Origin of the sequence: Bifidobacterium longum subsp. infantis ATCC 15697 = JCM 1222 = DSM 20088 (assembly GCF_000269965.1) — a bacterium.
Lineage (GTDB): Bacteria > Actinomycetota > Actinomycetes > Actinomycetales > Bifidobacteriaceae > Bifidobacterium > Bifidobacterium infantis.
Map to the genome: position 1 here is coordinate 1,477,365 of NC_017219.1, position 19,971 is coordinate 1,497,335.

Annotated in this window: 39 protein-coding genes; all 39 read left to right on the plus strand. The window is 62.0% G+C overall.

What is annotated here, in order from left to right; translation table 11 throughout:
- Positions 1-2: 2 nt before the first annotated feature.
- The 39 genes from BLIJ_RS06635 (at position 3) to BLIJ_RS06830 (ending at position 19,944) form a co-directional block, all read left to right on the plus strand.
- The gene (locus tag BLIJ_RS06635) at positions 3-290 is read left to right on the plus strand and encodes a hypothetical protein (protein WP_041981908.1); all 288 of its coding nucleotides are present in this window, start codon (positions 3-5) and stop codon (positions 288-290) included.
- A 64-nt stretch (positions 291-354) separates the two neighbouring features.
- Positions 355-528, plus strand: coding sequence for a hypothetical protein (locus BLIJ_RS14590; RefSeq protein WP_155392797.1), 174 nt, complete (start codon positions 355-357; stop codon positions 526-528).
- A gap of 14 nt (positions 529-542) precedes the next feature.
- Complete coding sequence (locus BLIJ_RS06645; RefSeq protein WP_012577624.1) at positions 543-1,082, plus strand: hypothetical protein; 540 nt, start codon at positions 543-545, stop codon at positions 1,080-1,082.
- Positions 1,064-1,381, plus strand: a complete 318-nt coding sequence (locus tag BLIJ_RS06650; protein ID WP_014484876.1) for a hypothetical protein — start codon at positions 1,064-1,066, stop codon at positions 1,379-1,381. The genes BLIJ_RS06645 and BLIJ_RS06650 overlap by 19 nt, the downstream gene beginning before the upstream one ends.
- Positions 1,382-1,455: 74 nt before the next feature.
- Positions 1,456-1,818: a hypothetical protein gene (locus BLIJ_RS06655; RefSeq protein ID WP_012577626.1), complete on the plus strand. Its 363-nt coding sequence runs from the start codon at positions 1,456-1,458 to the stop codon at positions 1,816-1,818.
- Complete coding sequence (locus BLIJ_RS06660; RefSeq protein ID WP_012577627.1) at positions 1,806-2,060, plus strand: hypothetical protein; 255 nt, start codon at positions 1,806-1,808, stop codon at positions 2,058-2,060. The genes BLIJ_RS06655 and BLIJ_RS06660 overlap by 13 nt, the downstream gene beginning before the upstream one ends.
- Before the next feature lie 269 nt (positions 2,061-2,329).
- Entirely contained in the window at positions 2,330-2,836 is a 507-nt protein-coding gene (locus BLIJ_RS06665) for a hypothetical protein (protein WP_012577628.1), read from the plus strand.
- 42 nt (positions 2,837-2,878) lie between these two features.
- Positions 2,879-3,103, plus strand: a complete 225-nt coding sequence (locus BLIJ_RS06670) for a hypothetical protein (protein WP_012577629.1) — start codon at positions 2,879-2,881, stop codon at positions 3,101-3,103.
- Positions 3,100-3,696, plus strand: coding sequence for a hypothetical protein (locus BLIJ_RS06675; protein ID WP_012577630.1), 597 nt, complete (start codon positions 3,100-3,102; stop codon positions 3,694-3,696). Before BLIJ_RS06670 ends, BLIJ_RS06675 begins: the two co-directional genes overlap by 4 nt.
- The gene (locus tag BLIJ_RS06680) at positions 3,693-4,430 is read left to right on the plus strand and encodes a metallophosphoesterase family protein (RefSeq protein WP_012577631.1); all 738 of its coding nucleotides are present in this window, start codon (positions 3,693-3,695) and stop codon (positions 4,428-4,430) included. Before BLIJ_RS06675 ends, BLIJ_RS06680 begins: the two co-directional genes overlap by 4 nt.
- A 99-nt stretch (positions 4,431-4,529) precedes the next feature.
- The gene (locus tag BLIJ_RS06685; protein ID WP_014484878.1) at positions 4,530-4,859 is read left to right on the plus strand and encodes a hypothetical protein; all 330 of its coding nucleotides are present in this window, start codon (positions 4,530-4,532) and stop codon (positions 4,857-4,859) included.
- The gene (locus BLIJ_RS06690; protein WP_012577633.1) at positions 4,849-5,367 is read left to right on the plus strand and encodes a hypothetical protein; all 519 of its coding nucleotides are present in this window, start codon (positions 4,849-4,851) and stop codon (positions 5,365-5,367) included. The genes BLIJ_RS06685 and BLIJ_RS06690 overlap by 11 nt, the downstream gene beginning before the upstream one ends.
- Complete coding sequence (locus BLIJ_RS06695) at positions 5,352-5,777, plus strand: hypothetical protein (protein WP_041981910.1); 426 nt, start codon at positions 5,352-5,354, stop codon at positions 5,775-5,777. Before BLIJ_RS06690 ends, BLIJ_RS06695 begins: the two co-directional genes overlap by 16 nt.
- Positions 5,778-5,795: 18 nt before the next feature.
- Complete coding sequence (locus BLIJ_RS06700; RefSeq protein ID WP_012577635.1) at positions 5,796-6,332, plus strand: hypothetical protein; 537 nt, start codon at positions 5,796-5,798, stop codon at positions 6,330-6,332.
- A 114-nt stretch (positions 6,333-6,446) separates the two neighbouring features.
- On the plus strand, positions 6,447-6,842 hold the full coding sequence (locus tag BLIJ_RS06705; RefSeq protein WP_014484879.1) for a hypothetical protein: 396 nt from the start codon (positions 6,447-6,449) through the stop codon (positions 6,840-6,842).
- A gap of 64 nt (positions 6,843-6,906) precedes the next feature.
- A complete protein-coding gene (locus tag BLIJ_RS15165) occupies positions 6,907-7,029 on the plus strand; it encodes a hypothetical protein (protein WP_256756202.1) in 123 nt (40 codons plus the stop codon).
- Positions 7,026-7,325, plus strand: a complete 300-nt coding sequence (locus tag BLIJ_RS06710) for a hypothetical protein (protein ID WP_012577637.1) — start codon at positions 7,026-7,028, stop codon at positions 7,323-7,325. The genes BLIJ_RS15165 and BLIJ_RS06710 overlap by 4 nt, the downstream gene beginning before the upstream one ends.
- Positions 7,322-7,744 (plus strand): hypothetical protein, encoded by a 423-nt coding sequence (locus BLIJ_RS06715; protein WP_012577638.1) that lies wholly within the window; start codon positions 7,322-7,324, stop codon positions 7,742-7,744. The genes BLIJ_RS06710 and BLIJ_RS06715 overlap by 4 nt, the downstream gene beginning before the upstream one ends.
- 512 nt (positions 7,745-8,256) lie before the next feature.
- On the plus strand, positions 8,257-8,457 hold the full coding sequence (locus BLIJ_RS06725; RefSeq protein ID WP_014484881.1) for a hypothetical protein: 201 nt from the start codon (positions 8,257-8,259) through the stop codon (positions 8,455-8,457).
- Positions 8,458-8,729: 272 nt separating this feature from the next.
- Positions 8,730-9,593: a hypothetical protein gene (locus BLIJ_RS06730; protein WP_012577641.1), complete on the plus strand. Its 864-nt coding sequence runs from the start codon at positions 8,730-8,732 to the stop codon at positions 9,591-9,593.
- On the plus strand, positions 9,563-9,766 hold the full coding sequence (locus BLIJ_RS14990) for a hypothetical protein (RefSeq protein WP_041981912.1): 204 nt from the start codon (positions 9,563-9,565) through the stop codon (positions 9,764-9,766). Before BLIJ_RS06730 ends, BLIJ_RS14990 begins: the two co-directional genes overlap by 31 nt.
- A gap of 2 nt (positions 9,767-9,768) precedes the next feature.
- Positions 9,769-9,906 (plus strand): hypothetical protein, encoded by a 138-nt coding sequence (locus tag BLIJ_RS13605; protein WP_231837810.1) that lies wholly within the window; start codon positions 9,769-9,771, stop codon positions 9,904-9,906.
- Positions 9,907-9,917: 11 nt separating this feature from the next.
- Positions 9,918-10,733, plus strand: a complete 816-nt coding sequence (locus BLIJ_RS06740) for a hypothetical protein (protein ID WP_012577643.1) — start codon at positions 9,918-9,920, stop codon at positions 10,731-10,733.
- Positions 10,730-11,281, plus strand: coding sequence for a 5' nucleotidase, NT5C type (locus BLIJ_RS06745; RefSeq protein WP_012577644.1), 552 nt, complete (start codon positions 10,730-10,732; stop codon positions 11,279-11,281). Before BLIJ_RS06740 ends, BLIJ_RS06745 begins: the two co-directional genes overlap by 4 nt.
- Positions 11,278-11,520 carry a hypothetical protein gene (locus BLIJ_RS06750; protein ID WP_012577645.1) on the plus strand — a complete coding sequence of 81 codons (243 nt, stop codon included), beginning with the start codon at positions 11,278-11,280 and terminating at the stop codon, positions 11,518-11,520. Before BLIJ_RS06745 ends, BLIJ_RS06750 begins: the two co-directional genes overlap by 4 nt.
- Before the next feature lie 120 nt (positions 11,521-11,640).
- A complete protein-coding gene (locus BLIJ_RS06755; RefSeq protein WP_012577646.1) occupies positions 11,641-12,912 on the plus strand; it encodes a peptidoglycan bridge formation glycyltransferase FemA/FemB family protein in 1,272 nt (423 codons plus the stop codon).
- Positions 12,909-13,181, plus strand: coding sequence for a hypothetical protein (locus BLIJ_RS06760; protein WP_012577647.1), 273 nt, complete (start codon positions 12,909-12,911; stop codon positions 13,179-13,181). The genes BLIJ_RS06755 and BLIJ_RS06760 overlap by 4 nt, the downstream gene beginning before the upstream one ends.
- Positions 13,182-13,377: 196 nt before the next feature.
- The gene (locus tag BLIJ_RS14995) at positions 13,378-13,605 is read left to right on the plus strand and encodes a hypothetical protein (protein WP_231837811.1); all 228 of its coding nucleotides are present in this window, start codon (positions 13,378-13,380) and stop codon (positions 13,603-13,605) included.
- Between the two features lie 132 nt (positions 13,606-13,737).
- On the plus strand, positions 13,738-13,914 hold the full coding sequence (locus BLIJ_RS14775) for a hypothetical protein (RefSeq protein WP_012577648.1): 177 nt from the start codon (positions 13,738-13,740) through the stop codon (positions 13,912-13,914).
- Position 13,915: 1 nt separating this feature from the next.
- On the plus strand, positions 13,916-14,173 hold the full coding sequence (locus BLIJ_RS06770; RefSeq protein WP_012577649.1) for a hypothetical protein: 258 nt from the start codon (positions 13,916-13,918) through the stop codon (positions 14,171-14,173).
- Positions 14,174-14,301: 128 nt separating this feature from the next.
- The gene (gene tnpA / locus BLIJ_RS06775) at positions 14,302-14,700 is read left to right on the plus strand and encodes an IS200/IS605 family transposase (protein WP_012577650.1); all 399 of its coding nucleotides are present in this window, start codon (positions 14,302-14,304) and stop codon (positions 14,698-14,700) included.
- Positions 14,697-15,842 (plus strand): RNA-guided endonuclease InsQ/TnpB family protein, encoded by a 1,146-nt coding sequence (locus BLIJ_RS06780; protein ID WP_012577651.1) that lies wholly within the window; start codon positions 14,697-14,699, stop codon positions 15,840-15,842. Before tnpA ends, BLIJ_RS06780 begins: the two co-directional genes overlap by 4 nt.
- 264 nt (positions 15,843-16,106) lie before the next feature.
- Complete coding sequence (locus BLIJ_RS14305) at positions 16,107-16,337, plus strand: hypothetical protein (RefSeq protein WP_126386321.1); 231 nt, start codon at positions 16,107-16,109, stop codon at positions 16,335-16,337.
- Positions 16,292-16,609: a hypothetical protein gene (locus tag BLIJ_RS06790; protein WP_014484884.1), complete on the plus strand. Its 318-nt coding sequence runs from the start codon at positions 16,292-16,294 to the stop codon at positions 16,607-16,609. Before BLIJ_RS14305 ends, BLIJ_RS06790 begins: the two co-directional genes overlap by 46 nt.
- A complete protein-coding gene (locus BLIJ_RS06795; RefSeq protein WP_014484885.1) occupies positions 16,596-17,456 on the plus strand; it encodes a hypothetical protein in 861 nt (286 codons plus the stop codon). The genes BLIJ_RS06790 and BLIJ_RS06795 overlap by 14 nt, the downstream gene beginning before the upstream one ends.
- A gap of 478 nt (positions 17,457-17,934) precedes the next feature.
- Entirely contained in the window at positions 17,935-18,150 is a 216-nt protein-coding gene (locus BLIJ_RS06810) for a hypothetical protein (protein ID WP_014484888.1), read from the plus strand.
- On the plus strand, positions 18,147-18,827 hold the full coding sequence (locus tag BLIJ_RS06815) for a hypothetical protein (RefSeq protein WP_012577656.1): 681 nt from the start codon (positions 18,147-18,149) through the stop codon (positions 18,825-18,827). Before BLIJ_RS06810 ends, BLIJ_RS06815 begins: the two co-directional genes overlap by 4 nt.
- A gap of 449 nt (positions 18,828-19,276) precedes the next feature.
- A complete protein-coding gene (locus tag BLIJ_RS06825) occupies positions 19,277-19,720 on the plus strand; it encodes a hypothetical protein (protein WP_012577657.1) in 444 nt (147 codons plus the stop codon).
- The gene (locus tag BLIJ_RS06830) at positions 19,717-19,944 is read left to right on the plus strand and encodes a hypothetical protein (RefSeq protein ID WP_014484890.1); all 228 of its coding nucleotides are present in this window, start codon (positions 19,717-19,719) and stop codon (positions 19,942-19,944) included. The genes BLIJ_RS06825 and BLIJ_RS06830 overlap by 4 nt, the downstream gene beginning before the upstream one ends.
- Positions 19,945-19,971 lie beyond the last annotated feature (27 nt).

Below are 19,971 nucleotides of genomic sequence, written 5' to 3' on the forward strand. Positions count from 1 at the left end.
GCATGGACGACAGGACGAGGACCATGAGGCCGGTGCGGGTGAGCGGCGGCACGCGACGCCGGCGGCGCATGCGGCGCGCCGACCCGGACGTGCGCGTCCTGAGACGATGCAGGACCCTCATGCTCGCGATCACGCCCATGTGGTGGATCATGTGGGGCGTGTTCCTCGCGTCCGCGCCCATACCCCGGCCCATGGGGATCGGGATCGGGCTCATCGTCCTGACGGCGGGCCTGCTCGCCCCCGCCCCCATCATCCGATACACGCGGGAAGCGGGAAAGAGGCGCGGATGACCGGTGGGAGCGCCGTATCACGGTCTGTCTGCTGGCAGGAATGTTCGCCGCCGCCGGAATATCCATGCTCATGATAGAACCCGTCCCGAGCGCCTACGCCGGGATGAGGCCGTCCGACGCGAGCGCCGCCGTCACTCGGTCCGCGTTGTCCGGGTCCGGTGCCGCATACAACGGCAAGCCGTTCAGTCGTACGTTCACCGCAGAACAGGCGAAGCAACTGCAATTCATCCACTATTAGAAAGGACTTCCCCGATGGGGGACAGGAAACTTGAGACGGTCGCCAGAGAGGTGTTCCTGAGCATTCCACCCGCCGTCAGGACGGGCGTGTTCATCGACGTTTTCACGCCATGCGACTGGCATCACGCCGCCCGCTGCATGGTCGATTACGCGGGGATTCTAGACGACCCGCGCGAACCGTTCGCCCCCGCCTGCGACATGCCGGTCATCTGCACGACCGCCGTCACGGAAAAGACCGTCGTCTCGGACGTGCGCCCGCTGGCCTATCTGCCCGACGAGGCGTCCGTCTACATGCTGGTAGTGGACATGGAGATGGACTGCGTCGAAGTGGACGTCGAAAGGAACGGAATCGTGTACGTGGAAAACCGTCCCGACGCCATCGGTCAGGCGTACGCCGACCTCGCCGACGACCTGAACGACGCCGTAAGCGAATCGGAGAAGTTCGCCCTGTACGATTCGTTGAACGCGGTCTACCAGTTCGCATACCGGCTTTCCGAACTGACCCAGCGGCATCTCGTCTTGGAAAGGAGCCGGACTTGGAAACTCGCGGAGTGAGAGTCAGGTTCTCCTCCCCCGCGCATGAGAACCGGTACTGGTGGACGATACTCGAATGCGACGGACGGTACGTGGTGTGTGTACGCGAACGTCTCGCCTTGCCGGACGGCTTGCTCGCGTACACGGTGGCCGATCGGCGGAACGGAACACGCGGCCACGTTAAGGACGAACGTTCGGGCGTCAAGGGCGCGTGCCGTCCATCCGACGCGGCATGGCTGCTGGAACAGGCGAAAGCGCAGGGGATTACCGACACCGAGCCGCTTTGTGTAGCGGAAATACAAGGAGAAGCATTCAACTAACGCACGGGCGTAACGCCCACGAAGCATCAGAACAACGCCGCGTCGGGCATCCTGACCGGCTGGCACGAGGGGATGTGGGTTTGAGATTCACCGACGACGAGAACCGCATCCTCGAACTGCATGTGACCGACTGGTGCGACGTGGACATCACCGAACGGGCGCTCGACGACATGGGCGAACCCGGACTGTTCGGCAGGCATGTGGCTGACGTGCGCGAAGTGCTGCGCAGGGCGTTGGACTTCGCGAAATACCCCGACCCGAGCCTAGGCTCGACGATAAGGACATCCTACCGGCTTACCGACAAAGACCACACCAGTTCCGGCTGGTACCAAACCGGCGGCGACATGCTCATGAGCACACCCGAACTGGTCTTGGCCGTCAAGGATGGTGTCGGGTTGGTGAGCAAAGGACAAGGAAAAAACGAATGGAATCTCTAGGAAAAAACCGACTCATACACAGGAAAATCACATCCATTACGCTCGCGCTCCTACTGGGCGCGGGCGGCATCGCCGCACTCCCCCCGACCGCGTTGGCCGCCGCCCCGTCGAACGGAACCGTGTCCTCGACGCGTTCGTTCCCGAAGCAATCCGTGGTGCGCGCCGACCCCTTCCAAGAGTCTGTGAGCACCGACGTGCAGTCCGACGCGGATTGGGGTGGCATCGAAACCGTTGCAAGCTAGTTTGTCCTGGTTTGCAGGACGGTCCTGCGGCCGTCCGCTCCGAGTCTTGCGCGGTTTTCGCCGCCGCTTGGTTCGCGCTTCGTCGGGGTCCGCCCGCCATCCTGACGGGTGGCGGGCCTTACTGCAGCATTAGTCCCAGCATCGCCCGTATGGCCGGAATTCCAACGATTTCCGGCCATACGGGCGCGTATGCGTCACGGACGGGGACGCATACGCGGTTTTGGAACACAGGCCCGCGCATCGTGCGCGGGACGGAAAGGAACCAACCCATGACAGGCATCGAACCATACGACTGGTCGGAGATGACGCCCGACATGCTGCTCGCCCACATGGCCGGACTGGCCATCCTCCAGAAGAAGATCACGAAGGCGCTGGACGGGGCGAAACGCCAGTATCTTCGCACGCATGACGCGGACAGTCCGAGGGAGAACGCGGTGTTCGCCGGCCTCGACGCGGCCACCGTGCTCGTGAAAAGGGACGGGGAAGGCTCCTACAAGGTGGACGATCCGCTCGCCTACGCGGACTTCCTCAGCCACTACGGACTGGACTGCGAGGGACAGCCGGCCGTCATCACCGTCAACTACCCGACCCCGAACGCCATGGGCGAACGTTTCCTCGAACGTCTCATCCGCGAACACGGGGGAGAGATACCGGACGGCGTGAAATACCAGCCGGGCCGGTCCGGCGGCGTGACCGTCACCCTCGGCAAGGGAATCGCCGAACATGCGTTCGACTCGGCGGAACTGTCGCGCCTCGCCATCGAAGCCGCCGTCTGAACAGGCGCATAGCAACCCGGCAAACGAAAGGAAAACCATTCCATGCCACGCAGGAACCTTGAGAAAAACCAGCCCCGCCCGTTGAAGGCCGACGCCATGTTCAGCCGCAAATGCTCTCGCACCCGCTACGCGACCCCCGTGGACGCCCGGATCGCGCTCGGCCGCCTGCCGGAAGGCAAGACGATCCGCAAATGCCCGGAATGCGGCGGCTACCACATCGTCGAACCGGGCGTCATCCTCCGCCGTCGCGGCAAGGAGACCAGGTGAGCGCGGTCAACGAGCTCGAACGGCGCCTGGCCGCCGACCGCCCGCACGCCGGCCCCGACGAACGGACCGAAACATTCCACGAGGTGAAACCGGACCGTCCGCCCTCGGTCCGGCCCACGGGCGGACCGAGGGCCGCGAAAACGAAGACGCGGCCGCGCGACCCGTGGAGCCCCGTGCCCCGGCCGACCCGCACGGAATGGCGTCGCGCCCTGACGCCCATGATCCTGCAACTGCTGGGCGTGCTCCTGCTCGCCGTCGTCTCGTTCATGGCCGGCCAGAACGCGCTGGGCGTCATCCTCCTGCTCGCCCTGGCCGCATTGGCCGGCTGGCGCGCCGCCACCTGGGACTGGATGCCCGCGGACACCGTGATGCGCGGCGTGGACGCGACCCGGCCGGTCCGCGTCCTACGCGTCATCGACCCCGACGATCCGGAGACGCCCGTCCGGGTCGTACACGCGAACCGCCGGTACGCGATCTGGTGGCTGGACGCGGACGCCATGGTCAGGACCGGCGTGCTCCTGACCCGTCCCGGCCTCGTGTCCGTCGCCACGTCGGACAGCACGGCGGTCCTGCCGGAAGGGGGCGGGGCGTGAGCCGCACCCTGTTCGCCGGCGACCTGCATGCGAAAGGCGACCTGCTGCCTTTCATCTCGAACATGGCAGACCGGGAGCATGCCGACCGGATCGTGCTGCTCGGCGACATATGCGACGACTGGCATGTGTCGAACACGGGCATGATACGGTTCATGGAACGGTTCGCCTCATGGTACCGGGCCGAATCCGGGCGACGGGAGATCGTCCCGCTGCTCGGCAACCATGACGTCCCGTATTTCATGCAACGCGGATCCGCCTCGTTCGCGCGCGTACGCGCCCAGGCGCCGGGCTTCAAACCAGGCGCGCAGCGCCGCGTCCACGAGCTCATGAAGGACATCCCGACGCGGATCGCATGGACGGACGGCACGATCGTCGCCACGCACGCGGGACTCACCCGCCGGTGGGGCGTCCGCCGGTTCGGACACGCCTGGACGGGCATGACCGCCAGGCATATCGCCGACGGGCTGAACCGCCTGTCGGAACATCCCGGAAGCCTGGCCGCCCTGTACATGGACGACGACGGACCGTTGTGGGCGCGTCCCGGCCACGGGGACTACGACGACCACCTGACCCAGGTGTCCGGGCATACGCCCGTCCCGTCGGCCGGTAACGTGGAGGGCGTGTGGCTGTGCGACACGTTCAGCACCATGCCGGACGGCACGCCGATCGGCGACCGGAGCATGCTGCTGGCGGACGGGACCGGTCTGCATGAGGTTCCACCGTACGGCCGGTGAGACGCTTCGCCGCATGCACGCGCCCATTGTCAAGATCGTCCCCTTCCCCTCGCACCACGGACGCGTCCCATGCCCGTCCGGGGACGCATGCCACGGGGCATGAACGACAACGATCAGCTATTCAGGGCCATCATCACCGGTCATCTCGGAACACGGCTCATGGACGCCTGGCGGGATTCCACGGACACGTTCGAACGTCTGCCGGACGGCACGTGGGCTCCCGCCCCGTACGACGAAAACATGGCGGACGGGAGCACGCCCGTCGCATGGGAGGACGTCGCCGACCCCATGGACCCGAAGCCGGACCGTACCGGGTGCGCGCTCGTCACGCTCAAGGACGCGGAGGACCATCATCACGTGCTGCTCGTCAAAGGCGTCACCGTATGCGAGCTGCTGCGAGACTGGACGGGATACGAATATGTCGATTGAGACCATCCGCCCCGAAGGGCCGTCCGGTGAATGGACGGTCACGGACCGTCTCGACTACGGCGGGACCATGCTGCGCGTCGCCGAACGCGACGGCCACCAGTTCGTATGCAACGGGACCATCCCCGTATCCGAAGCCGGCCCGCCGTTCGTCGGCACGCTCGCGGCCGAACTGGAACGTCATCCGTTCGACGTCCTCGACCGGGCCGCCGGCCGGCCGATCATCGAAGCCTACCGCGCCCGCCTCATAGCCCGCCATCTGTTCGACCCGTTGGATCCGGACTGGACCCATGACGGACACCCCCACCTGTATCTCATCGACAGGACCATGGGCGTCGACGGGCTCGCCCGACTGCCGGAGGACCGTCTCGCCCGCATGGACGGGCATACGCTGACCGTCGAATGCTTCGACACGGACCGTCCCGTCCTCGAGTTCGTGGCCGACGGACGGCCGGTCGAATATGTTGTGCGCCGCACGCCTTGGACGGGACGGCCATGGACGACGTCCTGACATTGGGCCATACGGGCCGTTACCGGATCGACTGGATACGCCGGGACGACGGGAGCATTCGCTACCGGGTCACGGGATTCCGGCTTGACGGCGACCCGGAGGAGCCGCCCCGCGTAGACGCGCGGCCCACGCGGGGCGGCGGCGTCCGGCTCACGGTCCGGCGGGATCCGACGCCGGGCGGAACGGTCACGCCGGAATGCCTCAGACGGACCGCCGCATGGCTGACGGACGTCGCCGGCGAACTCGACCGGATGCGCACGCTTCTCGAACTTGACCTGGACAGGAGAACCGGTCGGTCGAGGCCGGATCCGGCCAAGGACGCGCGGGAGGCCTCGAAGAGGGGTCCGGATGGGGAAAACACCGCCGAACCCGCCCGACAAACATTGAGGCAATACGTACACTGCGAATAACCTTGGAGGACTTGGAAAATGCGTTGCCGAATCTGTGACGGATTGCCGCCGGAACACCGGCCTTACGTCGTCTGGCACACCGGCTGTGACGGTTGCGAGGAACACGACCGGGATTATTACGACGAAGGTGTCGTCGTATGCGCCGACTGCATCGAAGCGTTGCGATACGCCGGTATCGGGCTTGATGGGGACGCGTGCGTAATCGACCTGCAATGCTCGTTGGACATGTGGGCGCAGGATACGCTCTGGTACGCCTTCTGGACGCCGGAGCGTGTGACCGTATGCGAAGCTGACTGCGCCCGCCGTTATCTGGACCGTTCCGGGAACAAGGATGTGGACCCCGCATGGGATTGGCTGCCAAAAGGCACATGGTCCGATGTGGACGAGTTCAAGGCCGATTTGGGTTCCGCCCTATGCCGTCGTTTCCTGACCGACGACATGGACGGGCTTGCCGCCGCGTATCTGAAACAAGGCGATGGCTGGGTGTCCACCAGCACGCAAGACGTACGGAAGCTTGCCGAACGGCTGGGCGGGGACGCATATCGGCGGATATGAGCGAAGAACCATTCTGACGGCATGTTTCGCCCATCGAACTGGCTGGACGCAAATACCGCGCCGTCACAGACAAAGCCGCACTCAACTGAACGAGACCGGCAGGAAGGAATACCCTTGGAAAACAGTGAGCTGAAAAACAGGAAAACGGAAGCCGTGGACGCAATCATCGCATGGTTGGACGAGCAGATAGACAGGACGGAAAAAGACATGTCCGCCGGTGAGGACGATTCTTCCTGGCTTGCCGACAGTGAATACCTGCAAGCCTATCGAAACGCCCGCTCGCACATGACCATCCTACGTGACACAGACGAATACACGGTGCAACATCTGGCCGAATGGTGTAGGGGCCGCAGGAAGGAGGCGGAGAAGAGTCTGCAACGGCTGTTGGAATCAAACACGCCATACGGGGATGATGCGATAACCTGCGCCGATTCGAGAAGGTTCGCCTACCAAGTAATAATCGACCATTGCGAAGAATTCGCCAAGACCGACCTCAAAAAGGTTGCTTAATGCCTTCGACCATGAAAAACATCATCCAGTGCGCGGTCAATAACGCTCTGAATTGGACAACCAGTTGACAAACGCACTGGACGCTTCGGATTCCGATGCACCGTCCGAGTACCAAGAAGGACTCACGGACGCCTTCGACCGAGCCGAAGCAGCCTTCCGCCGCATCTTCGACGTCAAGGAGAAATGATGTTCACGAGACAGGAAACGGACTTGAGAAGACTACTGGCGATGCTACTGATTTTCGCATGCCTGCTGTGCGCCGGATGTGAGGGGGCGGAAGGAGCGACACGGGAGACGAAGTCCGACACATCGGTCTCCCAGTCGGGCGAGACTATCACCGATTGCAAGGACTACGATTACAGTCGGCTTCGCGAATGCAGAATCAACCTGCATGACGGGCGACAGGTCACATGTCTGATATTAAGCGGAGATATCAGAAGCGGCATGTCCTGTGACTGGGCGAACGCCAAGGAGACCGAATGACCCGACATGTCAGACTCAAGACCCCATGCCCGTTATGCCAAGGCCGTCTGGACGCCGTCGTCCGGCGTATGCCGCTACTGGGCTGGCATATGGTCGGATTGACGTGCGGGCACGGGTGCGACATCCGCTGGTTCAACCGGGACATCGATTTCAGCCGCTCATGGTATCCGACCGCCGAAGACTGTGCGGAATACCCAGACGACTTCCTCCGTGGCTGCGTCGAATATGTGAACATGCTGCTCTCAACCGAATGTCCGAAATGCGGGGAGCGCCCGAAAATCGGGATGGGACCCCGCATGTGTGAACGTTTCCCGTCCGTATCATGCCGGTGCGCGAGCGAATGGGGAGGCGACCTGTGCGAGGCAGCACGCGAATGGGCTTACGCCACGGGCGTGTACTGGAAATGTCTGAAACGTTGAGAGAAGTCCCTTCGGACTTCCGCCAAACCCGCCCGATTGGAATACCCGGAAGGCGTGTTCACCACGGAAATCCGGCAGAACGACGAAGGCGGTTTCCTGCTCTACGTCGCATACGTTCCCGCAGACGGGGAGCCGGAGGAGAACCCGCGCAACGAGGCCGTGGTGAAGGCAATTTGTATGCATGTATGCATCTGTATGCATCTCGGGATGCATACAAAAAAAGCCCGGAAAAAGCCCGAAAACCCTTATATATAAAGGAAAAAATAAAATTCCTTTCTCTTGTATGCATTGTATGCATCAATATATGGGGTTTCTTTCCTTTTTCTCGAATCCTCTATAAGGGAATGATGCATACAATGCATACACGCCCCCGGACCACCCCCGGAACGTTGGAACCAAGCCGAAACGGAAAGAAAAGATGTATGCATCCCCGGATGCATACGGATGCATACGGCCCGGCCGGAATGCATACACGGTCCGGACCGCACGCACGGGGACGCATACCCGGGGGCATGGAATACGAGATCCACGCGACCCGGGACGGCGCCTACGGGCCCGTCGACTACACGACCCCACTGCCCGGCGGGCTCACGTTCGCCGACATGCTCGCCGCCACGCGCGCCGCGGCGGACACGACGGGACGGCCCGCCACGCTCGTCGACGACGAAGGCGAACCGGTCCTGACCATCGAATCGGACATCATGGTCCTCTGACCGCGCCCCATGCCCCGTCCGACCACTCGAACCGGCGGGGAACGGGCCATGGACACGGTTTGAATATGACAAGGTCACAGGCATGAAAGACGGAGCCTACGACGAAAACGAGCGCATGACGCCGGTCCCCCCGAAGAACACAGCTCCAGGAGAACGCTCGCCATGGCACGAGACATAGCCAACGTGAACAGGTATGAGGCAAGCATCTACGACGACGAAAACGAGATGATCATCACCATCCCGCCCGAACAATACAGCATAGGAGTCGCGGCATGAGCAGCAGAAAACTCGTCAGCGTACAGGAAATCACCAACATCGAACCCATCGAGGGAGCCGATCGCATCGAAGTCGCCCGCGTATTGGGCTGGCGTGTGGTCGTCGGCAAGGACATGGGATTGAAACCGGGGGACAGGGTCGCCTATTTCGAGACCGACAGTCTCCTGCCAGCCTATGACCCGCGTTACAAGTCGTTCCAGGCTCGCGGTCAGAAGACCATGATGGTCGGAGCCAAGGAAATCACCGGCCATGTGCTGCGCACCATGAAACTGCGCGGAGTCTACTCGCAGGGCCTCATCATGCGTTTGGATGAACTCGGATTCCGGTATACGCCGGCAGTCGGCACGGACATCACCGATAAGACGAATGTGCTCAAATACGAGGAGCCCCTACCGATGGGCGGTGCTCAGATCGGCCGGTTCGACGCCCCCTGCTCCAAGTCGGATGCGCCACGTTTGCAGACGCTCACCGACTACTGGGATGAAATCAAGACATTGAAGGCTACGCCGACCGTGAAAGTCGATGGCACCAGCACCACGCTCAGCATGGACGAACGCGGACATGTCCACGTGTATTCGCGCAACTGGGAGCTCGACCCCATGTCCGCGAACATGCGGCTCGCCAAACGATTCCAGTTGGACAAGATGCTCTGGCCGGGCATGGCCGTCCAATTCGAACTGTGCGGGCCCGGCATCCAATCCAACCGGTTGAAACTGCCGGCCCAACGCCCGTTCATCTTCGCCGTATGGAAAAACCATCGCAAGATCGACCGCGACCAATGGCCGACGGGAATGCCGAATCTTGCCGTACCTCAACTCGATGAACACGAGTGGGCATTGACGGGAGCGTGGACGACATGATCGCCAAGGTCGACGGGTTGCGCGGCAACGTCACCAAAGACCGTCTGGACGAGGGCATCGTCTGGCATCTGCACGAAGACCAGCGACTGTCCGAGGGATTGGCGAACGAGCTGGGAGCCAACCGGTGCTTCAAGATCATCAACAACAAGTACCTGACGAAGAACGGACTATGAGCATGCCATACCCATCTTTCCCGCTCGTCTCCGCCCCCGCCTCATATCTGCCCGTGCCGGTCGATCTGGTCAGTCGGCTCGCCGCATTCACTTTGACTCACCCGAACGAGCCGGATGGCATCACGACTCGAAAATCCTGAAAGGAGCGATAATGGCCGAAACTGACCGCATCGCCCGATTGGAGACCGCATTCACCGGACGCAACGCATGGAACACCGGATGGCAATGGGCCGATAGTTATGGTGATCTGATCTACAATCACCCGGACGGTTCCAAACGTGAACTGGGTTCCTGTTATGACCGGGACAAGCTGATCGCGTTCTCGAATACGCTCGACGGCTCACATGGAAACCTGCTGAAGCACATGCGCGACAAGAACCCGCTCAGGTCGAACGACCCGATGGCGGATATCATGATCGGCATCCTGCGCCAGACCAGCCCGGAACTGCTGCGCCGACTGTCCGATGACCCGCAGGGATTCCGAGACCTGTGGTCATTTGTCTGGCAGCGGGCGAAGGAGCCTCCCGAACCGGCATATCTGCTGCTCGACGGGAAAGACGTGAACGAGTGCAGGAAGGCGGCGCTGAAAACCATCAACCGGTACCGTTCGTTCTACCGGAGCCTCGACGCCGAACTGGATAGGCTCACCGATGGCGGATACGGATGCATGATCATGTATGAGACCGCCATCCAGGCCGAAATCAGGTTGAAAAGGTACTCATGGGACGAGCGGGGACGCTGGTGCATGAATCCGATGATGACACTCTCCGGCAATCTGGAGATTCTGCTGGAACCTGATTCGACCGACTGGCGTCACAAGACACCGCACGTGCATGGGACCATCAGCACCGGTTTCGCCTACCGTCCGAACGACGGCCACCAGTGGGATGAGCCAAAACATCATGCGACGCCTGAACGTCTGGCCGGCGCGATCATCCGACAGTTGAAGGGCAAGGGCTTGCTGTGAAAACCGTTTGCATCGATATCGACAACACGATCGCCGACTACACGAACGGTCTGCGCGACTACATCCGCGAATGCGGACATGGCGAGGACGAATGCCCGTGCCCGGAGCCGACGGCCTACGATTTCACGCTGGCCGGCGGATGGCCGTTCAGCGGGGATCCAAAGGCGTTCACGTGGTGGCATACGCGCGCCGTCGCCGACGGCTTGTACTCCAGAGAAGAACCGTATGCGGGAGCCGCCGAAGCCCTGGACCAGCTGCACGATGCGGGCTGGAACGTCATCATGGCGACCGGCCGCGCGGACGACTGGCGGGGCGAAAGCCAACGCTGGCTTCATAGGAACGGCTTCCGCTTCGACGGCTACTATAACGGCGACAAGACGATCCTCACGCCGGACGTGCTCATCGACGACCAGCCTGCCACGTTGGAAGCGATGGCCGCGAAGGGCATCACCGTGCTCCACCCGGATCATGCGTATTGCAAGACCGCGCCGGGCCGCACGTTCCGCCGTTGGGCCGCCGTGCCCCTGATCCTGGGAGGCGCGCGATGAAGCCGGAAATCGAAGTCGAACGCCGCGCCGGCATGATCACGGGCGCCTCATGCGGGCATACGAGCCTCACCTGGCTGCCGTCCGCCGGCCGACACGGCGTCCGCACGTGGGTGCTGTCCACCGCCGACGGCGGCACGATCCGCCGAATCCGGTTGAGTCCCGGCGAAATCGGCTGTCTGGCGAGCATTCTCCAAACGATCGCGAATGAGGGAGGCCGCGATGACGAACCCGTTGGATGAGAGCGCCGTGCCCCTGATCCTGGACGAACCCAAACACGGGAAGGGCAGGGGGATATCGATGACGATCCGCTTCACATACGCTCTTCATGTCGGAACCGGTCTCATAACGGAAGGACTGAATTGATTTACGACGTTACACCCATCACCTTCAACCAACTGGATCTGCTGTCGGCCGGACACCCGCAGGGCGGGTTCCAGCAGACCGGGCACATGGCGCATCTCGCCGCCACGGACGTGGCAGCCACGGATCTGATCGGCGTGACCCGCAACGGCGTTCTATCGGCCGGCTGCCTGATCGCGTGGACGCGGGGCCGGCTTGGCCTGGAAGGCAGCATCTGGCTCGGACCGTTGTGCGCGCTCGATGATCCGAAACTCCTCGAACACATGACCCGGGGTATCCGTCTCGCCGCACGCCGCCGTCATGCCGTGTCCGTCACATGCTGGCCGAACATCGAATACCAAAGGCATGACGCTGTCGGGAACCCGATCGGTGTCCCCGACACGACGATCCTCGACGCCTACCGGTCATGCAGCTGGAGGCATCAGGGATTCGACACCGGATACGGGAAAGTCATCAACCGTTGGAATTGGATCAGAACCTTCGACGGCATCAAGGATGAGCGGACGCTGCTCGCCTCATACAAGCCGCGCACCCGGTGGAGCGTGAACCGGGCGAGAACATCAGGCGTGCGAGTACGCGAACTCGGTGCGGATGAGCTTGGCACGTTCGTGAACATCGAACGGAAGACCGCAGGACGACGCGGCTTCACGGCCCGCGACGAAGACTACTATCGCCGGTTCAAGGAGACATTCGGAAGCCGAGCCCATTTCCTGCTCGCCGAAATCCATGCCGACGAGCTTCTGACCGGCCTGACCGCCGAACATGACAGGCTCGCCGATCGGCTGGATTCGCTGAGAACCAAATACGAAGCGCATGCCACGAACCGGCTCAAACGCCAGATTGACGATACAACCCACAACCTGACCGCCCTGGAACGCCGCCTCGACGAGGCGCGCGCCTTGACCGCACATGGCAGCGTGATCCCAGCCGCCTGCGCCCTGTTCGTGGAACACCGGCGTGAAACCGTGTACCTGACAGCCGGCGCTCTCCCCGAATACCGGGCATACCAGGCTCCCGCCCTGTTGGTCCACGAAGGAATGCTCCGCCTGTGCGTCAACAGTACCCAACCGCGACGCTTCAACATGTACGGCATCACCGGCGTATTCAACGACCCGGATGACGAAGGCCGTGGGGTATTGGAATTCAAACAGGGATTCAACGGGCATGCCGAGGAACTGGCTGGAGCGTTCATCCTGCCGACCAGCACGATCCGATACAAGCTCAGCGAAGCCGCGCACACAATCAAACCGTTGAGGGAAGCCGGCCGATGACGAATCCTCTTGACGAAAGCGCGAAAGCCGCAACCCGATGGGTGGAGACCACGCCGGACGCCGTATTGCACTCCTGCGGACTGGTGAACGCCTACCAGTTGGGCTGGATGGACGGGGCCGGCCGGTGCGCGGACAAACAGGCGGTCAAACGGGTCCGCCGCGCATTGGAACGATACCCGTGGCTGACCAAGGGCCAGCGGGAAGGCATCGCGACCATCGCGGTCAGGGCCGCATACGGCATGGAATGGGAGGAGGATGACGATGGGTGAAAAAACCAGAACCTCGGCGGCCGTGTTCGCGCTGAAACCCGAATGGGCGGACCCATACCCTCCGGCGCGAAGACGGTCGAGATCCGTCGCGGCCACATGAACCGGATGATCGGCCGGACGCTCGTCTACCGGACAGGCACCGGGCTGATCGTCGCTGAAACCCGGGTGAAGGGCATGCACGCCACCCCCGCCGGACGTGATCTGGCGCGCATACGGGGAGGCGTCCCGCATCCCGGAACCCGTGTTCGACGGATACGCGCAGGGTGCGGACCGGCTGGAATCTCCCATCCGCTATGAGAGGCCGAAGACCCTTTCCGAGGTCGGGCTGAAACGCGCGCCCCAATCCTGGTGCTATCTGCCGGAACCCGTGGAACCGGCCGTGCCACGGCCGTCCACGGATCACGCGCAGGAGGCCGACCGCTGACGACGGCCGCCGACCAGTGGGAGCCCCGCCGTTTCGCGACCGGGGATAACGGCGACCGGGCGCGCGCCATATCCGGGAGGTTCACGGAACTGATCGCCGGGATCAATGAAACCACGATGGAAGGAGTGAACTATGGCGAAACGCGATGACGACGCGCGCATGGTGAGCCGGCGCGAACTGAAGAACGCGGTCGCCGAATACCTTTACGGGAGCGGACTGCCCGTCGACGTGGACCATATGGGCGACTTCCTGTTCGATGACAGGATGGTCGAAACCCCGGAATACGAAATCCGGTTGAAAGGGGAATGACATGGCTTCAAAGGGGAACGAATCGAGGCAGATTGGCCGCCGCGAACTGAAGAAGGCGTTGGCCGGATACCTGGACGGCAGAAACGGGCGCATCGACATCAACGCGATGGGCGACTACCTGTTCGACCGGATGAATCCGGTCCCGATCGTCGGATACTGCCGCCGCTGCGGCGACGAATGCTTCAACCTGGTTGACGGACTGTGCCCGCTCTGCACGGACGAACTCGAATACGAACGGTCGGGAGGATACCAATGGTGATCCGATTCAACTTGTCGCGCTGAGGATTCTCCCGCCTCTTAGCGGAGCGTAGGCGGGAGAATCCTCAGCGTCTCTTCTTGTGCTATCACCTCGATTCAGTCGTGCATTACTGAATCGAGGTGATAGCAGTGAAATTGGAATCAAATCATCATTCGGTGTTCCTCATGCACTACCACCTCGTGCTCGTCGTGAAATACCGGCGAAAAGTATTCGACGACGAAATCTCCGCCCGTGCGCGGGAAATCTTCGAGTACATCGCGCCCAAGTACGGGATAACCGTCGAGGAATGGAACCACGACCAAGATCATGTGCATATCCTGTTCCGCGCCCAGCCCAAGACGGAACTGTCGAAGTTCATCAACGCATACAAGAGCGCATCCAGCCGCCTGCTCAAACAGGAGTATCCGCGCATCCGTCAGAAACCCTGGAAGGAATATTTCTGGAGCCGCAGCTTCTGCCTGCTCACCACAAGAGGCGCGCCCATCGAGGTGATACGCCGGTACATCGAGAGTCAGGGACGCAAATGAACACGACGACAATCACACGACGTAGGGCGATCAGGTTCGCCTACCCCACCAAGGGGCAGGCGAACCTGATCGACCGCACCATCGGCTGCGCGCGCCTCGTGTACAACCTCATGTTGGAAACACGCATCGCCTCCTACCAGTCCCGGTTCGGCATGCCCGACGCGCAAGGCAAGGAACCGCCGCCGACGCCAAGACTGTACAAGGACGACTATCCCTTCCTCATAGACGTGGACAGTATGGCCCTGTGCAACGCGCAAATGCACTTGGACAAGGCATACCGCAGCTTCTTCGCCAACCCCAAGTCAGTCTTCCCGAAATACAAGAGCAAGCACCGCTCCCGCCAGACCTACACGACCAACTGCATCAGGAACAACATCCGATTCGAGAACGGAGGCACCCGACTCAGACTACCCAAGGTCGGACCCATCAAGGTTCGCCAGCACAAGCGCATACCCGACGACTGGAAACTCAAAAGCGTCACCGTCGAGCACTGCCCATCCGGCAGGTACGAGGCCACTGTCCTGTTCGAGTACGAGACCCAAGCACCCGAACCCGTACATCCCAGCACCTTCGTCGGATTGGACTATTCGTCGCATGACCTGTACGTGACCAGCGACGGGGAGCACGCGGGATACCCGCGCTTTTACCGGCAATGGCAGGAACGGCTCGCTTTCGAGCAGCGCAAATGGTCTCGCATGGTCAAAGGCTCAGCCAACTGGTCCAAGCAGAAACGCAAGGTCGCCAAGGTGCATGAGCGTATCCGTGACATGCGCATGGACTTCCTGCGCAAGGCCGCGAACCGCATATCCGAATCCTATGATTGCGTATGCGTCGAGGATTTGGACCTGCACGCCATAGCGCAGACACTGCGCCTAGGCAAAAGCACCATGGACAACGGGTTCGGCATGCTGCGCGCCATGCTTGACCGCAAACTCGTGGAGCAGGGCAAACCCGGCTTGGTCAAGGTTGGCAAATGGTATCCGTCCAGCCAACTGTGCTCCGACTGCGGGCATCGGTATGCGGGCGCCAAGGATTTGAGCGTGCGCGAATGGGCGTGCCCGGAGTGTGGTGCATGGCACGACAGGGACGTGAACGCCGCCAAGAACATCAGAGACGAGGGACGACGCCTTTCCCTGCAATAGTAGGATGACAGTCGTGAACCGTGGGGCGCACGGGGATAGCCTGCTGATACTGGCACCGCTGGGTGTCTTGAACGGGAAGCTCCCACCTCAAACGTCCGTCAGGACGTTAGGTGGAGGGAGCACGTCACATACGCGCTCCACGTCGAAACCGGCCTCGTCCATGTGTGGCCGTCGAAGGGCGCCAGGAACCATGACATCGGCTTCGAGTCGGACTGCTCGCGGTACGGCTGGCGGCCGCTCCCCTCATGGGAGGCGCGTCCCTTCATGGGAAGCCTGACCGGCGAGACCAGGATGGCGTTCATGGTCGGCGCATGGGCCGGAATGCACCCGGAATGCGTGCACTGCACGGTCCGCCAATTGGAGCAGGCGCAGGCCGAGGTGCCGGCCGGTTCCCGACGTCGCGCCGGGCGACGCATACCGTCGGACGCACGCAAGGGAACGGAGGCCCGATGGCAAGAATCGAAGAAACATTCGATGACCGTGACCGGTACATGATCGAATGCGACGACCCCGACTGCGAACAACGGTTCGACGACGGCCAATGGTATGCGTACGAGGACGATCTGCTGGCCGACGCGAAGGACGACGGCTGGCAGATCCTGTACGCCGACGAGCATCCCGAATTGGAACGCGACATGCACTACTGCCCGGCGCACCGGCTGCCCGAATGCGTGACATGCACGAACATCATGATCGATTCGACCGGCTGGAAGGACGGGCAATGCCCCGAATGCATCAAGGAGGAGATTCCGAATGAACGGTCATGATTTCACGCGCGAACAGAACATGGAGGCGAGGATGACGCTGGCGGTCGCCCGCCGCGGGCTCGCCGCCGCCATCCACGACGCGGAGAACGGGATAGGCCATCTGTCCTGCGACGATCCGAAGATTATGGAACAGGTTCGCGCTCATTGGCGACGCCTGTGCGACACGTACATGAACGCGGACGCGATCATCGCGGACCTGGAATCCTGCGCACGTCATCTCACGGATGGCGACAATTGGGAGCCGAACCCGATCGCCGACGGCATGAAACCCATGGAGATGGCCGAAGGGTGCGCCTGCTTCGTCGCGGAGACCCCGGACCGGGTCCTCATCATCCCGTCGGAGCCGACGCCGGGCGAGAACACGGCGAAACGTCTCGCGAACACGCTGAACGCCCTGACGGGGGATGTTCTCCTGGATGCGACCGGCATCCGCCTGCTCGGCACCCAATTCCTGTTCGCCTACCATAACCGGCTCGACAGGCCCGTCGATCATGGCGTGAACCTGACCGGCATGCGGTTCCCCGACCGGCTCGGCCTGCTCGACCAGGCGGAACGGTATCCGGGGTTCCTCCCGTTGCGCCCGGTCGTCGCCAACGGGACCGGCGCATTGGAACGGGCGGGACGCGAACTGTGGGCGATCACCGCGCATACGCTCGACCGGCTGCCGCACAGACGGTTCTTCGTGGATCTGACCATGTTCGCGGACCGGCCGAAGATACTCGAACGGTTCGCCGTCCGCTACGGAAAATACCTGAAAGGCAACCGGACCGCCCTGAACGTGACCATCATCGACCCGACCGGCCTCGTCGCCCGCCATATCGCCACCATAAAACCGGAATGGGATTAAGCAATGGGGCATGTTCGAATCATGTGGGTTGGAGCGAATCTTCTCGCACTCATTCCCCTGGCACTGCTGCTCAGGTCAAAGGATCTGAGACTGGGAGGATTGTATGCGGCCATCGCGTTCACGATCATGTTCTCGGAGCTGGTCTCATGGCTGTTATTCCTCGGCCTATCCGTTTTGGAAGGAATTCTCTGATGGACTTATATCCCATGCGCGAAACGGTCCCAAGAATCAAGGGAACCGCCTGCCTGACAGTCGGGTTCCTTGATTCTCCCGTTCGCGATGCTCGCCGCCATGGAGCTTGCGGCCGACTCACCCAAAACGGACGGCTGGACGTGACGGCGTCGATTCCCGCGCTCACGCCAGAGGAAGAACAACCGCCGTTGGATGGATGCGAAGGCGACTGGAAAGTCAAATGGGATACGGGACAGGGAAAGCTCTCCGTACGAGGCAGGAAGGCCATGCTGGAAGGGGAATCATTATGAACCGGCTGATCCTCTGCCTTCTCGTGACCCTGATAATCGCATGCAGGATCGGACTGCTCCTGATGTCCATCTGGTACGGCTGGAAGGCCGTCACCCTGGGCCTCATTCCCGGGAGCCTAGGGCCGTTCATCCTATACGGGGCGGTATCCATTGCAACCGGCTGGGCCGGATTATCGAAAGTTGATCTGCATGTGAAAAGGACGAACGAATGATCGACCCGAAGAAAAACGGAAACAGGACGCTGCGCGTCCGCTACGATAGCGGCGCCATATTCGTCGGTCCGGCGATCATCACCGACGAGGGGGATACGCTCGTCCTGCTGGGCGGAGCCTCATCCCTGCTCGTCCGACGCGCGGACGGAAGCCTGCCATTGCACGTGGCTGCGGTGGAAACGCCGCCGGAGGATGATGGTCCGTGCCTGGATGCGGCTTTGGCCGTGTTCGACGAAACCATCGAGGACGGCGGCGGCCGCCGGACGGCCATGTCCTGCGCGATACGCGCCTACGATGAGCGGAATCCCGGACACCCGACATTGTTCGTCGATCTTTGCAACGACAGGTCGTTCGAAAGAATGGTGAGAAAGACCGGGGGAAGAGCATTCAGGCTGGATTCGCAGGACGAAGGCCGTGAAATAGATCCCCTGTCCTTCGCGGATCATGACTTTTCCCGTGAGGCGGCGCGTTCCGGCAATCCTCTAATCAGGATTGATCCGGTCAAGGGCGGGCCCATCGCCGTCTACCTCCCTGATGGTTCAATCAGGGTCGGGGACGAAATGGATTTCCTGCTCAGGGATGAAGCCGACGCGCGAACCAGCACGAATAAACCGAATCCAGGGAAGCCAGCTCGAAATCCGGAAGGAGCAGAGGTCTCCCCGGATCTCCGACGGTGAAGCCATGATCCCGATAATATCCGCGCATTACGGGTTTGCAGCTGCCGGCAGCCCAGCGGCATTCCCTCGGAGCCGCCGAATCCAGCAGATACAGGAGCCCGCCGCCGATGTTCCTTCCCCGACGGGATTCGGATACGGCCAAGGCCTCCACGAAAAGAATCACGTTCGCATCGAACCTGCGGGCGGTGGTACGGATGGCGGCGCACACGCTGCCATCCGGGTCGATGGCCTTGATGCCGTGAAGCGGACGGGAATGTCCGATACCAATGTCGGGCAGCAGCCGGGAGACAAGTCTTTCGTAATCAACGCGATCGGCCTCTCCCATGGGCCAGAACGAGTATCCGGACAATTCCGGGTTCCGTGTGGGATCGTCTCTTCTCATGGCTTAGACAGTAGGACGCATACCCAGAATCATGCATCGAATGATGGAACAGGAAAAGGAAAAAGCAATGAGCGGAACAAGGCATGAAACACAACCCGTCGCCACCATCATTTACGACAACGGTTCGGAGCTGACCGGCACGGCCGTCACGACATCGGACGGGAGCGTGGGCATACGTATCCCGAACGAGTTCTTCAAGACCGGGCTCCTGCCCGATGGTTCCATGCCGGAGGGCGTGAAATCGGTGAGCATCCGTCCGAAACACCCGAAGGGCGTGCTCCCGCTGACCGACGACATGGCGTACATGGCGGTGACCGCCATGCTGCGCGATGCGGTGGGCCTGCCGTTGAACGAGGCCGCCGACCGGTACGAATCCTGGCTGAACCGGGTGAGGCGGGACGCGATCGAGAAGTGGGTGGATTCCCTGTCCATGCGCGAATTCACGCGCCTGCACCGCAAGTATCTCGACCGTGACGGGGCCGGCCATCCGAAGGAAGAGGGGGACGCATGACGCTGATCGAGCATGAGGCGCGCGTCGGACTGCCGCGCATGTGGGAGCATCCGAAACGCACCCGCACCCGACGTGGAGGCGTCGTGACGAGCATGGTCGGCGGGTATACGGCGATACTGCTGGTCCGTCAGCCGAACGGCGTGGAGAACAGCATCCGGAGGCAATGCGCGAGCCTGAACGAGGCCGAAACATGGCTGGACAAACAGATAGGAGAAGACGATTGACATCCTCCCCCGCATGAATGCGGGGGA

Bases quoted from the DNA above. Each gene is read 5' to 3' on its own strand.
- BLIJ_RS06635 (WP_041981908.1), top strand. From the start codon at position 3: ATGGACGACAGGACGAGGACCATGAGGCCGGTGCGGGTGAGCGGCGGC.
- BLIJ_RS14590 (WP_155392797.1), top strand. From the start codon at position 355: ATGCTCATGATAGAACCCGTCCCGAGCGCCTACGCCGGGATGAGGCCG.
- BLIJ_RS06645 (WP_012577624.1), top strand. From the start codon at position 543: ATGGGGGACAGGAAACTTGAGACGGTCGCCAGAGAGGTGTTCCTGAGC.
- BLIJ_RS06660 (WP_012577627.1), top strand. From the start codon at position 1,806: ATGGAATCTCTAGGAAAAAACCGACTCATACACAGGAAAATCACATCC.
- BLIJ_RS06665 (WP_012577628.1), top strand. From the start codon at position 2,330: ATGACAGGCATCGAACCATACGACTGGTCGGAGATGACGCCCGACATG.
- BLIJ_RS06670 (WP_012577629.1), top strand. From the start codon at position 2,879: ATGCCACGCAGGAACCTTGAGAAAAACCAGCCCCGCCCGTTGAAGGCC.
- BLIJ_RS06685 (WP_014484878.1), top strand. From the start codon at position 4,530: ATGAACGACAACGATCAGCTATTCAGGGCCATCATCACCGGTCATCTC.
- BLIJ_RS06690 (WP_012577633.1), top strand. From the start codon at position 4,849: ATGTCGATTGAGACCATCCGCCCCGAAGGGCCGTCCGGTGAATGGACG.
- BLIJ_RS06695 (WP_041981910.1), top strand. From the start codon at position 5,352: ATGGACGACGTCCTGACATTGGGCCATACGGGCCGTTACCGGATCGAC.
- BLIJ_RS06700 (WP_012577635.1), top strand. From the start codon at position 5,796: ATGCGTTGCCGAATCTGTGACGGATTGCCGCCGGAACACCGGCCTTAC.
- BLIJ_RS06710 (WP_012577637.1), top strand. From the start codon at position 7,026: ATGATGTTCACGAGACAGGAAACGGACTTGAGAAGACTACTGGCGATG.
- BLIJ_RS06715 (WP_012577638.1), top strand. From the start codon at position 7,322: ATGACCCGACATGTCAGACTCAAGACCCCATGCCCGTTATGCCAAGGC.
- BLIJ_RS06725 (WP_014484881.1), top strand. From the start codon at position 8,257: ATGGAATACGAGATCCACGCGACCCGGGACGGCGCCTACGGGCCCGTC.
- BLIJ_RS06730 (WP_012577641.1), top strand. From the start codon at position 8,730: ATGAGCAGCAGAAAACTCGTCAGCGTACAGGAAATCACCAACATCGAA.
- BLIJ_RS13605 (WP_231837810.1), top strand. From the start codon at position 9,769: ATGCCATACCCATCTTTCCCGCTCGTCTCCGCCCCCGCCTCATATCTG.
- BLIJ_RS06740 (WP_012577643.1), top strand. From the start codon at position 9,918: ATGGCCGAAACTGACCGCATCGCCCGATTGGAGACCGCATTCACCGGA.
- BLIJ_RS06750 (WP_012577645.1), top strand. From the start codon at position 11,278: ATGAAGCCGGAAATCGAAGTCGAACGCCGCGCCGGCATGATCACGGGC.
- BLIJ_RS06760 (WP_012577647.1), top strand. From the start codon at position 12,909: ATGACGAATCCTCTTGACGAAAGCGCGAAAGCCGCAACCCGATGGGTG.
- BLIJ_RS14775 (WP_012577648.1), top strand. From the start codon at position 13,738: ATGGCGAAACGCGATGACGACGCGCGCATGGTGAGCCGGCGCGAACTG.
- BLIJ_RS06770 (WP_012577649.1), top strand. From the start codon at position 13,916: ATGGCTTCAAAGGGGAACGAATCGAGGCAGATTGGCCGCCGCGAACTG.
- BLIJ_RS06780 (WP_012577651.1), top strand. From the start codon at position 14,697: ATGAACACGACGACAATCACACGACGTAGGGCGATCAGGTTCGCCTAC.
- BLIJ_RS14305 (WP_126386321.1), top strand. From the start codon at position 16,107: ATGGGAAGCCTGACCGGCGAGACCAGGATGGCGTTCATGGTCGGCGCA.
- BLIJ_RS06790 (WP_014484884.1), top strand. From the start codon at position 16,292: ATGGCAAGAATCGAAGAAACATTCGATGACCGTGACCGGTACATGATC.
- BLIJ_RS06795 (WP_014484885.1), top strand. From the start codon at position 16,596: ATGAACGGTCATGATTTCACGCGCGAACAGAACATGGAGGCGAGGATG.
- BLIJ_RS06810 (WP_014484888.1), top strand. From the start codon at position 17,935: ATGAACCGGCTGATCCTCTGCCTTCTCGTGACCCTGATAATCGCATGC.
- BLIJ_RS06815 (WP_012577656.1), top strand. From the start codon at position 18,147: ATGATCGACCCGAAGAAAAACGGAAACAGGACGCTGCGCGTCCGCTAC.
- BLIJ_RS06825 (WP_012577657.1), top strand. From the start codon at position 19,277: ATGAGCGGAACAAGGCATGAAACACAACCCGTCGCCACCATCATTTAC.
- BLIJ_RS06830 (WP_014484890.1), top strand. From the start codon at position 19,717: ATGACGCTGATCGAGCATGAGGCGCGCGTCGGACTGCCGCGCATGTGG.